Raw genomic sequence first — 11,446 nt, forward strand, 5'->3', positions numbered from 1 at the left:
CGGCGTGCGCACCTACGCCTCGGTGGACGGAGGGATGTTTGAGAACCCCCGGCCGGCCCTCTACGGCGCCCGCTACACCGCGGTGGTGGCCGACCGCGCCAGCAACCCTCCCGAGGAGGTCGTGGCCGTCGCCGGGCGCTGCTGCGAGTCCGGCGACGTCCTGATCTGGGAGGCGGCGCTCCCGGCCCTACGTCCCGGTGACCTCCTGGCGGTCTTCTCCACCGGCGCCTACACCTACTCCATGGCCAGTAACTACAACCGCTTCCCCCGGCCCGCGGTCGTCCTGGCCGGAGGGGGGCGGGTCCGCGTGGTGGTGGAGCGGGAGACCTACGAGGACCTGGTCCGCAAGGACCGGCCCCTGGCGTAGTGCTCGGCCTTTCCCTGGCCACCTTGGTATTCCGGGCCATAGCGCTGCTGATCGCCGCACCCTGCCACGAGTTCGCCCATGGCTATGCCGCCGACCGGCTGGGGGACCCGACACCGCGGCGCGCCGGCCGGCTGACCCTCAACCCCCTGGCCCATCTGGACCCGTTGGGTACCATCCTGCTCCTGCTGACAGGGTTCGGCTGGGCGAAGCCGGTGCCCGTTGACCCGGCCTACTTCGCCGACTGGCGGCGCGGACTGATCGCCGTGGCCGCGGCAGGGCCGGCGGCCAACGTAATCCTGGCCATCCTGTTCGGCCTGCCGTTCAAGCTGGGAGTGGTGGAGGTGGCGGGATCCCTGGGGCGGCTGCTGCTGATGGTCGTCTTCATCAACGCCGTCCTTGCCGTATTCAACCTGATCCCCGTCCCGCCGCTGGACGGGTCGAAGATCATGGTCGGCCTGCTACCCGGGCGGCTGGGAATCGCCTATGCCCGCCTGCAGACCTACGGTGTCCTCATCCTCATCGCCCTCATCTGGTTCCGGATCACCGACCTGCTGGTGCTGCCCCCGCTGCTGTGGCTGGTCCACCTGGCCACCGGGCTGGGCAGGGTGTGAGCTTTGGCCCCGCCTGGGGGCAGGGATTTTCCCGCTACGCACCGTACCTAAACCAGGTGCACGCCGCCTGCGGCGGCCGTTGTCCACCGTGACCGGCAACCGATCCGACCCGCTCATCGTCCGCACCAGTACGTTTGAAGGTCCGCTGGACCAGCTCCTCCGCCTGGCCCAGGGCGGGCAGGTGGACCTGGAGGAGATCCCTCTTGGGGACATCGCTGCGCAGTACCTGGCTCGCACGCGGCAGGACCTGGATCCGGATGATGTCACGGAGACCATCTGGCTGCTTGCCGCCCTGATCGAGCTCAAAGCGCGGACCCTCCTGCCACAGCCCCCTCCGGTGGAGGAGCCAGCGGTGGAGGATGCCGGTGGTCTGGAGGAAATCCTGGAGGAGCGCCTGGCAAGCTACCGGGCCTTCAGGGACGTGGCCACAGCGCTGCGCGTTCTGGAGGCCTACCAGCAGCGCGTCTTCCTGCGCCCCCCGGAGCAGCCCGATGAGCCTCTGTTGTCGGGGATCGCCCTCACCGACCTGTGGCGTGCCTTCCAAGAGGTTCTGGCGCGGGGACGGGAGCGCGGTGCGGAGATCCCTCCTGAAGGGATCACCGTGGCGGAGCGGATGGCTGCCATCCTGGGACTGCTGGCCGCAGAGGCGGAAGGGGTCCCCTTCTACGCCCTTTTCCCGGCGGAGGCGACCCGTCTGGAGATCGTGGTCACCTTTCTGGCCCTGCTGGAGCTCGTCCGCCTGCTGCGCGTGCGGGTGGTGCAGGAGGCCCGCTTCGGCACCATCCGCATCTACGCCCGCGCCCCGGCGGAGGACCGACCCGGAGCTGAGGCCGGATGACCGACCCCCGCATCCGGGAGGCGGCCAACGCCATCGAGTGCGTCCTCCTGGTCAGCGGGGAGCCCGTCCGTCTCCACCAGCTCGCCGAAGCAATACAGGCGCCCGCCGATGTGGTCGTCGCTGCCGTAGCCCTGCTGCGGCAAGAGTACGCCGGCCGTGGGCTGGAGGTGCAGGAGGTGGCCGGCGGCTACCAGCTGGGGACGCGGCCGGCCTACGCCAATGCGGTGCGTCGCTACCTGGGAGCAGCGGGGCGTGAGCCGCTCTCCCAGGCGGCGCTGGAGACTCTGGCTATCGTCGCCTATCGCCAGCCCATCACCCGGCCGGAGATCGAGGCGCTGCGTGGGGTGCGCAGCGAGCACATCCTGGAGCGGTTGGAGGAGCGGCGGCTGATCAAGGCTGTGGGCCGCAAGCCCACGGCCGGCCGGCCCATCCTCTATGGCACTACCGAGGCCTTCCTCCGTTACTTCGGCCTGCGCGACCTCAGCGATCTGCCTCCGCTCGACGCGGCCGGCGGCGCGCCCCCCGCCGCCGCGCCCGCCGCAACGGGGGACGCGGATTGCCAGGAACGATGAGGCTGCATCGGGAGAGCATCGTCGTCGCCCTGCTGGCTGCAATCCTGCTCCCGCTCTCAGCGCCGGCCGCTCCCGGGGAGGCTGCCCCTGGGGAAGCCGCACCGGCCCTGGATGCCGCCGCACTACCTCCGCCGGTTGTCGCCGCCTCTGCCGTCCTCATGGACGCACGCACAGGTGCTGTCCTCTACGCCCGGGCGGCCGACATTCCCAGGCCCCCGGCGAGCACCACGAAGATCCTCACAGCCCTGGTTGCCCTGGAGCACCTGCACCCTGATGACCCAGTGCCGATCTCCCGGCGGGCGGCAGAGCAGCGGTCCGGCTCCTCCATCGGCCTGGAGGTCGGAGAGCGGTGGCCGGCGCGCGACCTGCTGGCGGCACTGCTGCTGGCCTCGGCCAACGACGCGGCGGTGGCCCTGGCGGAAGCCGCTGCCGGCTCGGTGGAGGGCTTCGCCGACCTGATGAACCGCCGCGCCCGCGCTGCGGGGGCGCGCCGCAGCCACTTCGTCGTCCCCCACGGCCTCTACCACCCGGACCACCTGACGACGGCGCGGGACCTGGCCCTGATCACCCGCGCCGCCCTGCGCCGGGGGGAGGTCGCCCAGCTGGTGCGGCGGCAGACGTTCACCTGGCTGCGCCCGGGGCTGCCGCCGCGGGTAGTGGTGAACCGAAACCGGCTGCTGTGGACCTTCCCCGGAGCGGACGGGGTAAAGACGGGATGGATTCCCCAGTCGGGACAGTGCCTGGTGGCCTCGGCCACGCGGGAGGGCTGGCAATTGATAGCCGTGGTGCTGGACAGCGCCGACGTCTTCGGGGATGCGGCTCGCCTCCTCGGGTATGGGTTTACCCAGTTTCACCTGGCGCGGGTCGCCGCCATGGGGACCGTGCTGGCGCGGGCTGTCCCGCCCGGTGCCGACCAAGTGGTGGCCGCCGCGGCGCCGGCCGATGTGGAGCTGGTCGTCCCGCGCCGGGCGGCGCTGCGCTCGGTGGCCCGCATTCGCACCGACCTTCAGCTGCCCATCGCCAAAGGGGTGGAGGTCGGCACCCTGGCGGTTTACGCCCAGGGGCGCCTGGCTACGAGGGTCCCGCTGCTGGCCGTGGGGGAGGTGCGGTCCCGGCCGCTGTGGCGACAGGTCCTTCTCTGGATGCGCGGCCTACTGGCGCGCCCATCACCCGCCTCCGGGTGAGCCGGCATGCCGCCGCTGCGCTCCGTCCTCTTTGTCCCCGGCGACCAGCCGCAGATGCAGGCGAAGGCCCGCACCCTGCCCGCAGACGCCATCGTCCTGGACCTGGAGGATGCCGTGGCCCCAGCACATAAGGCGGCCGCCCGTCTTCAGGTCCACCGCGCCCTGGAGGAGGGCTTCCCCGAGCGGCTGGCCGTCTTCGTCCGCCCCAACGCCGCCGCCAGCGGCCTGCTGCGGGAGGACCTGGAGGCTGTGCTGCACCCTCGCGCCTCTGGCCTGATGTTGCCCAAGGTGGCCGGTCCGGAGGAGGTGCGGGAGGTGGACGCCTGGCTGGGGGCCCTGGAGCCTCAACGGGGCATCGCGGTGGGGGCTCTGCGGTTGCTGGTGATCGTGGAGACGCCGCGCGCGGTACTGGAGGCCTTTGCCATCGCCCGGGCCAGCCCGCGGGTGGTGGGGCTGGCCTTCGGTGCGGACGACCTGGCCGCGGCTATGGGACTGGCGCGCACGGTCGCTCCGGCCGACCTGCGGTATCCGCGGGCGCAGGTTGCCCTGGCCGCCCACGCGGCGGGCGTGGAGGCTGTCGACGTCGTCTACACGACGGTCGAGGACCTGGGGGGCTTCCGCCGGGAGGCAGAGGAGGCGCGCGCCCTGGGCTACACAGGGAAGCAGGTGATCCACCCGCGGCAGATCGAGCTGGCCAACTTGATATTCTCCCCCTCCCCGCAGGAGGTGGCCTGGGCGCGCCGGGTGATCGAGGCCTATGAGGCGGCCCCGCGCGGTGCGATCATGGTAGAGGGGCGAATGGTGGACGCGCCCGTGGTCCGCCAGGCCTGGCGCATCCTGGAGCGGGCGAGGGAGGGAGAGGCCCGCGGCTAGCGGTGCACCGGACGTGGGTCGCTTGTAGCGCCGGGCGGGCGGGAGAGGGAGAGCATGGAGGTGCGGCATCTCTACCGGTCTCGGGAGGACCGCTGGATCGCCGGCGTCTGCGGGGGGCTGGCCCGCTACCTCGGCGTCGACCCCACGCCGATTCGCCTGGCGTTCGTCCTGCTCAGCCTCTGGAGCGGGGCCGGCGTCCTCATCTACCTGGTGATGCTGCTCATCGTCCCGGAGGAGCCGCCAACGCAGGTGGTCACCGACCCTCTGATTCCGCAGGAGCACGGGCGGGAGGACCCAGAAGCCCGGCGCATGCGCATGCTGGGCGTGATCCTGCTCCTGGGTGGGGTTTACCTGCTGCTCCGCAACGTCGACCTGCTGACACAGACCGGAGAGCGCATCGTCGCCCTCCTGCTGATCCTCGCGGGCTTCCTGGTGCTGCTATTGCGTCCCGGGCGGATCTGAGCCGCTCCGCACCCTCTGCTCCGCAGCCCCTGCGAGCATGTTCAGGGATTCCTGTGCAGCGCGGCCCGGGGCGGGGTTAGCGGAGGAGGTCGTGGTCTGGCAGGTCCCGGCGGCCGAGCAGGGCCAGGCGGGTGAAGACCTGCCCGCGGTGGTACTGCTCGTGCGTGACCACGTGCCAGATAATCTCCTCCACGCTAGCGGTCTCTGTGGGGTCCCAGGGGAAGGGGCGGCGGGAACGGGCCTCCGCCGGGCTGAGTCCCGCCACCAGGGCTACGGTGGCCTCCCGCTGGGGGCGCCAGGCGGCCAGGATGCCGTCCAGGTCTTCAGCTCGGTCCAGGAGTGTCGCCGGCACAGGCCGGTCAGCTCCTCGGGCAGAACGCTGAAGCTGCGCAGGATGCGGTCCGGGATCATGCAATTCTCGCCCCCAGTTGAGCCTCAGCGTCGGGGCACAGCAGGATCACGCGCCCGTCGTCCTGCACTGCCCCCAGCACCAGCACCTCGCTGGCGAATCCGGCGATGCGCCGCGGGGGAAAGTTCGTTACCGCCACGACCTGCCGCCCCAGCAGCTCCTCCCGACTGTAGAAAGGGCGGATGGCAGCCGAGGAAGAGCGTATGCCATAGGGGCCAAAGTCGATGAGCAGGCGGTAGGACGGTTTGCGGGCCTGGGGGAAGTCGTCCACCTGCACGATGCGCCCCACGCGCATCTCCACGCGCTGGAAGTCATCTACGGTGATCAGGCCCACAGCCGGCGTATACTTCGGCTGATGAGGCACTTCTCCTGGCGGGCGGTTGCCCTGTGGGTGGCGGCGCTGGGGCTGCTCGCCGCTTTGCCAGCCGCCGCGGCCCCGGGCTTCCCCCTGACGGTGCGCGATGCCCTGGGCCGTCGCGTGACCGTGCCCCGGCCTCCGCAGCGGATCGTCTCCACGGCCCCCAGCGTCACAGAGGTCCTCTTTGCCCTGGGCTTGGGCCGGCGCGTGGTAGGCGTCAGCGACGCCGACGACTACCCACCCGAAGGGCTGAGGGGGAAGGCGCGCGTGGGCGGGGTCATCCTGAACGCGGAGCGTATCCTGACCCTGCGCCCAGACCTGGTGGTGGGGGTGGCCGGCCTTCAGCAGGGGCAGCTGGAGCGCCTGATCCGGCTGGGATTGCCTGTACTGGCCGTGGAGGCGCGCAGCCTGGAGGAGACCTTTGCGCAGGTCCACCTCCTGGGGCGGGTCACGGGGCGCGCGCCGGCTGCGGAGCAGCTCGTTGCCGGCCTGCGGACCCGGACGGCGGAGGTGATGCGGCGGGTGCAGGGACGGGCCGGCCCCCGGGTGTACGTGGAGATCTGGGACCAGCCGCTGCAGACAGCGGGCGCCGGCACGTTCATCCACGACTTGGTACGTCGGGCGGGCGGCCGCAACCTCTTCGCCGACCTCCGCGGATGGCCGCAGGTGGCTCCTGAGGCGGTCATCCTCCGCGACCCCGAGGTCATCCTGCTCACCTACCCGGGGAGGCGGCGTCTGGTCGGCCGACCGGGGTGGGCACGGGTGAGCGCTGTGCGCGCCGGCCGCGTCCACGAGGTGGACGCCAGTCTGATCTCCCGCCCCGGGCCACGGTTGGTGGACGGCCTGGAACAGATTGCCCGCCTCCTGCACCCGGGGGCGTTCCGGCAGTGAGCCCGCCCGGCCAGGCGCTCATCGTCCTTGCAGGGGCCAGTGTGCGCTTCGCTGCCGCCGCGGCCCTGGACGGCGTCACCCTGGAGATCGTTCCCGGTGAGTTTATCGGGGTAATCGGGCCAAACGGCGCAGGCAAGACGACGTTGCTCCGGGCGGTGGCCGGGACGCTCCCGCCATCCGCCGGGGCGGTGCTGGTGGAGGGGCGGGAGGCGGCGGCACTGCCCCCCCGTGAGCGGGCCCGTCTGCTGGCCACCGTGCCGCAGGTGGAAGGGCCGCCTGCGGGCTTCACGGTGGAGGAGGCGGTCCTGATGGGACGGACGCCGCACCTGCGGCGGCTGGGGCCGGTCAGCGCCCACGACCGGGAGCGTGCCGCCGCAGCCATGCACCGGGTGCGCATCGCGCACCTGGCCGGGCGGTTCGTGGAGACGTTGAGCGGCGGCGAGCGGCAGCGCGTGCTGATCGCGCGGGCGCTGGCGCAGGACGCCCGCATCCTGCTGCTGGACGAGCCCACCGCACACCTGGACATTGCCGTGCAGCTGGAGATCATGGACCTGCTGGCCGAGCTGAACCAGGGGGGCCTGACGCTGGTGGCTGCGCTGCACGACCTCAACCTGGCGGCGATGTACTGCCGTACCCTGGTGCTGCTGGACCGGGGGCGGATCGTAGCCGCCGGCCCCCCGCAGCGGGTGCTGTCCGCGGAGGTGCTGCAGCGGGTCTACGGGGCGGCCGTCCTGGTACGGCCGCACCCCCTCACCGGCAGGCCGCATGTGACGGTCCTGGGCAGGAGGGTGGTGGCGGGGGAGGGAAGTCCCCGGACGGCCATGCGGAACATGGAAGGCCGCCGGCTGATCGTAGCCATCGACGGCCCGGTGGGAGCCGGGAAGTCCACAGTCGCCCGGGCGGTGGCGCAGGCCCTGGGCCTGCGCTACGTCAACACCGGCTGGATGTACCGCGCGGTGGCCCGGGAGGCGCTGCGCCGGGGCGTTCCTTTGGAGGACGCGGCGGCACTGGCAGAGATCGCGCGCACCCTGGAGCTGGACTTCCGCGAAACGCCCCTGGGCACCCGGCTCTTTGTCGGCGGCGAGGATGTGACCGAGGTGCTGGGGGTGCCGGAGGTGGGCGAGGCCGCCTCCCGGGTGAGCACCCACCCGCCCGTGCGGGAGGCGCTGGTCGCCCGGCAGCGGCAGCTCGGAGCCGCGGGCGGCGTGGTCATGGAGGGGCGGGACATCGGCACGGTGGTCTTCCCCGACGCCGACGTGAAGGTGTTCCTGAGCGCCACGCCCGAAGAACGCGCCCGGCGCCGCCACGCCGAGCTGCGGCAGCGGGGGGTGGAGGTGCCGTTCGCGGAGCTGCAGGCGGCGGAGGAGGAGCGCGACCGGCGGGACCGGGAGCGGGCGCACTCTCCCCTGCGGCTGGCAGCAGACGCGGTGGTGCTGGAGACCACAGGCAAGACCCCGGAGCAGGTGGTGGAGGAGGTGCTGACGCTGTGCCGGAGGCGGAGCGGTGTGGTATAGGCTGAACCGCATGGTGTTCACCTGGTTCCTGCGCCGCGCCTTCGCATTCCGCGTGGAGGGGCGGGAGCACGAGCCCCGTCCGCCCTTCATCGCCATCGCCAACCACGCCAGCGCGGTGGATATACCTCTGCTGGCCATCGCCCTGAGCGCGCCCGTGGCCTTTGCGGCCAAAGTGGAGCTCACCCGTCCCTGGCCAGTCAAGTTGTGGATCCGCTCGCTGGGCAGCTTCTTTGTGCGGCGCGGCCAGGTGGACCGCAAGGCCATCCGCGCCGGGCTGGAGGTCCTGCGCCGCGGCGGCGTCCTGGGGGTCTTCGCGGAGGGAACGCGCAGCCCGGACGGACGGCTGCAGCCGTTCGAGGAGGGAGCCGCCTACTGGGCGCTGCGCAGCGGGGTGCCGGTGCTCCCGGTGGGGATCGTCGGCAGCCACCGCATATTACCGGCAGGAGCCAGGAGGATCAGCCGGTATCCCGTGCTGGTACGCATCGGGCCGCCCATCGCCGTGCCCAGGGTGGAGGGGCGGCTGGCCGGGCAGGCGATCCGCACCTGGACTCGCCGCTTCGAGCAGGCGGTCGCTGCGCTGCTGCCCCCGGAGCAGCAGGCGCCCGGCCCTGCGGAGTTCACCTACAGCCAGCGCTCCCGCCCGCGGTAGTAGACGGCTGGAGCCTGCGGGTGGCGCTGGCGGAAGGCCACGTAGCGGCGGCGCAGCTGCTGGTAGCGGCGGTCCGACGAGCGCAGCCGGATGTGCGGGTACCGGATGAGGTAGCGCTCCAGCCACCACATGTTCCGCCGGGCAAACCGCCAGTCGGCCTTTACCTGCCGCAGGTCCACCAGGGCGTAACCGGTGATCCTCCCGGTGAAGTCCACGTAGGGGTCGTAGTAGCTCCAGACCAGGTCGCGGATGGTGCGGAATACCGGCTTGCGGCCGTGGAGCCCCGCGTCTCGGGACCGCGCCACCGCACCCCACCGCCCGCGGCGGCGGAAGACGAAGAGGACGTGGTCCAGGTGGTCCTGCGACTCCAGGCTGACCACCAGCGGCGGGTAGCCGTGCTGCTCCAGGATCGCTGCCGCCACCAGCGCCGCCTCCATGCAGTGGGTCTCGCCTTCGCGGATCACCTGCCGGAAGGACCGCAGGGTCTTGCCCACCCGGTGGTGGTTGTACCGCAGGAGGTTGAGGAAGCGCTGCACCTGCAGCGGCGTCCGGTGCGCGTCGATCACAGCGAGCTCCCGGCGCGTAAAGGCGCGGCGGGGTGGAGGTCTGTACCTCACCCGACGTGGCCGACGCTATGGGGTTCTATGGGGCGACCGGAGGGAGGAGACAGGACCTCCAGGGCCCCGGGGACGGTGATGAAGGTAGCCGGAACGTGCCCGATCAGCTCGCCGTCTGCCTGGATGGTCAGGGGGTGGTCGCTGGCCACGGTGACAGTGGCCGCCGCCTCCACCTCCACCTTCGGGTGGGTCACATGCCGGCCGCTGAATGTCTGGGGCAGCAGGCGGAGTACCTCCAGTTTGGTTACATCGCCGATGGGGAGGACCTCGAAGAGCCCGTCGTCAGGGACAGCTGTGGGGCACAGGCGCATCCCGCCCGCCGCCCGACAGGTATTCCCCACGCCCAGCATGAACAGGCGGCGCCGCCGGGTGAGGCCGTTCAGCGTCACCTCCATCTCTACCGGGCTGTAGACGACCAGCATCTTGAGGATCCCGGCCAGGTAGATGGCCGGTCCTGGCAGCCGGGTCTTCAGCCGGGCCGGCAGGCGCTCCGACCAGTCGCTGACCTGCCGCGCCACCTCACCGCCGAAGCCGACGGTGGCAATGGTGAGGAAGTAGCGGCCGTGGACCAGCCCCACGTCTACGCGGCGACGCGTCCCCGCCAGAACCGCCTCGACGGCCCCCTGGGGATCAGGCGGCAGGTCGACGGCTGCGGCGAAGTCGCTGCCGGTGCCCGCGGGGATGACGGCCAGCGCAGGGCGGGGCTGGCTCCGGGCCAGCAGGCCGTTCACCGTCCAGTGGACCGTCCCGTCACCGCCCACCGCCAGCACCACGTCTCGCTCCTGCCGGGCGGCGGCCGCAGCCAGCTCCACCTCGTGCCCCCGGTGCTGCGCGGTGGCCTCATCCACCTGCCAGCCAGCCTCCAGTAGACGGGTTCGCACCCCGGGCCAGACCCTCAGCGCGCGGCCGCCCCCGGCGATGGGGTTGATGATGGCGAAGGCGCGCACGGTGCGTCAGGTCCGTCCGCTGGACTTGAGGTGGGCGGTGGCGAAGTTCTCGCTGCCTGCGCTGGCCATGGCCGCAGATGCAGACAGCTCCAGGCACAGGGTGGCGGCGGCGACGATCTGTGCCAGGCGGTAGGCGCTCCCCGGCCCGGTGCACCCCAGCAGGGAGAGGTAGGCACGGGCGTAAGGCAGGACCGTCCCTCCGCCCACGGTGCCGACCTCCAGGCTGGAGAGGCGGACCGAGAGGTGCACTCCGTCGGCCACGCGTTCCAGCACCTCGTGGGCCATGCTGCTCGTCCCCACCATCCCGAGGTCCTGGCCCGTGGCCGCGAAGATGGCGGCGATGGCGGAGGCGGGGGTGAACCCCGCCGACTGCATGGCGCTGGCGTGGCTGCCGTGCAGGCCCGCATGCTCCAGCGCCGCCAGGTCGTCGGCAGTGGTGCGCAGGACGCGGCGCAGCGTCTCCTCGCGCACGGTAGCCTCGGCCACCACCGTTTTGCCGTGGCCGCCGCTGATGAAGTAGAGGGCGCTGGGCTTCTTGTCCCCGCCCATGTTGGCCTCCAGGAAGAGGCGAACAGGGTGGATCCCGGTCTGCGCGGGGAAGCGCTTGAGGATGAACTCGTGGTTGAGGGCGTGGGAGTTGCGGGTAATCATGTTCAGGCCGACCGCGTCTCCGGTGGTGTAGCGGTAGAGGACGTGACAGGCCAGGCCGACCACGTGCGTGTCCACCTCCCACAGATGGGCGTGCCGGCTCAGCCGGGCTACGCCCCCAACCTGCTGTGCGTAGAGGGGGTTGGCCGGGTCGGCCAGCCAGGCGCGCATGGCCGGGGCCTGATCGGCGACCCAGCGCGAGAAGACCACCGCCTCTTCGGTCGTGCGGAAGACGAAGCAGGAGTCACGCGTCATCCGGTCGTGCAGGACGAAGGTACGCACGCCGCCCTCGGCGTACACAGCGGTGATGCCCCGCAGCATGGAGGCCGACAGGCCGCCTTCGGTGTGCGCCAGGGGCACGTAGACCTCCTCGCTGCTGCGGCCATCCTCGACGGGCTGGCCGCTCTCGGGATGAAGCCGGTAGCGGCCCAGGGAGACGCGCAGTGGTCCCACGACCGCCACCGGCAGGACTGTGTGTGCCGTAAGCGCTTCCTGCGCCCGGGCGA

The 11,446-nt window shown here is 71.8% G+C and carries 15 protein-coding genes; 10 read left to right on the top strand and 5 right to left on the bottom strand.

The window, feature by feature from the left end; genetic code table 11:
- From QN152_12875 to QN152_12905, 7 genes are all read left to right on the top strand, one after another.
- Positions 1 to 367 (top strand): diaminopimelate decarboxylase (locus QN152_12875; protein MDR7540399.1); only part of this gene is annotated, 367 nt, incomplete at its 5' end.
- Entirely contained in the window at positions 367 to 978 is a 612-nt protein-coding gene (locus QN152_12880) for a site-2 protease family protein (GenBank protein MDR7540400.1), read from the top strand. The genes QN152_12875 and QN152_12880, both read left to right, overlap by 1 nt.
- Positions 979 to 1,066: 88 nt before the next feature.
- Positions 1,067 to 1,816: a segregation/condensation protein A gene (locus QN152_12885; GenBank protein ID MDR7540401.1), complete on the top strand. Its 750-nt coding sequence runs from the start codon at positions 1,067 to 1,069 to the stop codon at positions 1,814 to 1,816.
- Positions 1,813 to 2,388: an SMC-Scp complex subunit ScpB gene (gene scpB / locus QN152_12890; GenBank protein ID MDR7540402.1), complete on the top strand. Its 576-nt coding sequence runs from the start codon at positions 1,813 to 1,815 to the stop codon at positions 2,386 to 2,388. Before QN152_12885 ends, scpB begins: the two co-directional genes overlap by 4 nt.
- A complete protein-coding gene (locus QN152_12895; protein MDR7540403.1) occupies positions 2,385 to 3,572 on the top strand; it encodes a D-alanyl-D-alanine carboxypeptidase family protein in 1,188 nt (395 codons plus the stop codon). Before scpB ends, QN152_12895 begins: the two co-directional genes overlap by 4 nt.
- Before the next feature lie 6 nt (positions 3,573 to 3,578).
- Complete coding sequence (locus QN152_12900) at positions 3,579 to 4,445, top strand: CoA ester lyase (GenBank protein MDR7540404.1); 867 nt, start codon at positions 3,579 to 3,581, stop codon at positions 4,443 to 4,445.
- A 54-nt stretch (positions 4,446 to 4,499) separates the two neighbouring features.
- The gene (locus QN152_12905) at positions 4,500 to 4,907 is read left to right on the top strand and encodes a PspC domain-containing protein (GenBank protein MDR7540405.1); all 408 of its coding nucleotides are present in this window, start codon (positions 4,500 to 4,502) and stop codon (positions 4,905 to 4,907) included.
- A gap of 76 nt (positions 4,908 to 4,983) precedes the next feature.
- Here QN152_12905 and QN152_12910 read toward each other — a convergent pair whose 3' ends face one another.
- Entirely contained in the window at positions 4,984 to 5,322 is a 339-nt protein-coding gene (locus QN152_12910; protein ID MDR7540406.1) for a DinB family protein, read from the bottom strand.
- The gene (locus QN152_12915) at positions 5,315 to 5,680 is read right to left on the bottom strand and encodes a tRNA-binding protein (protein MDR7540407.1); all 366 of its coding nucleotides are present in this window, start codon (positions 5,678 to 5,680) and stop codon (positions 5,315 to 5,317) included. Before QN152_12915 ends, QN152_12910 begins: the two co-directional genes overlap by 8 nt.
- Between QN152_12915 and QN152_12920 the strand changes: the two genes are divergently transcribed.
- Genes QN152_12920 through QN152_12930 form a run of 3 tightly spaced genes read left to right on the top strand, consistent with a single transcriptional unit; the run spans position 5,672 to position 8,728 of the window.
- Positions 5,672 to 6,565, top strand: a complete 894-nt coding sequence (locus QN152_12920) for a cobalamin-binding protein (GenBank protein MDR7540408.1) — start codon at positions 5,672 to 5,674, stop codon at positions 6,563 to 6,565. The genes QN152_12915 and QN152_12920 overlap by 9 nt on opposite strands.
- Positions 6,562 to 8,079, top strand: a complete 1,518-nt coding sequence (gene cmk, locus QN152_12925; GenBank protein MDR7540409.1) for a (d)CMP kinase — start codon at positions 6,562 to 6,564, stop codon at positions 8,077 to 8,079. Before QN152_12920 ends, cmk begins: the two co-directional genes overlap by 4 nt.
- The gene (locus QN152_12930) at positions 8,069 to 8,728 is read left to right on the top strand and encodes a lysophospholipid acyltransferase family protein (protein MDR7540410.1); all 660 of its coding nucleotides are present in this window, start codon (positions 8,069 to 8,071) and stop codon (positions 8,726 to 8,728) included. Before cmk ends, QN152_12930 begins: the two co-directional genes overlap by 11 nt.
- Here the strand turns inward: QN152_12930 and QN152_12935 are convergent.
- The 3 genes from QN152_12935 to QN152_12945 form a co-directional block, all read right to left on the bottom strand.
- A complete protein-coding gene (locus QN152_12935; GenBank protein MDR7540411.1) occupies positions 8,701 to 9,294 on the bottom strand; it encodes a hypothetical protein in 594 nt (197 codons plus the stop codon). The genes QN152_12930 and QN152_12935 overlap by 28 nt on opposite strands.
- 47 nt (positions 9,295 to 9,341) lie before the next feature.
- Positions 9,342 to 10,292, bottom strand: coding sequence for a diacylglycerol kinase family lipid kinase (locus QN152_12940; GenBank protein MDR7540412.1), 951 nt, complete (start codon positions 10,290 to 10,292; stop codon positions 9,342 to 9,344).
- A 6-nt stretch (positions 10,293 to 10,298) separates the two neighbouring features.
- On the bottom strand, positions 10,299 to 11,446 hold a 1,148-nt coding region (locus QN152_12945), incomplete at its 5' end, for a 3-hydroxy-3-methylglutaryl-CoA reductase (GenBank protein ID MDR7540413.1).

It is taken from the genome of Armatimonadota bacterium, assembly GCA_031459715.1.
GTDB lineage: Bacteria > Sysuimicrobiota > Sysuimicrobiia > Sysuimicrobiales > Humicultoraceae > Humicultor > Humicultor tengchongensis.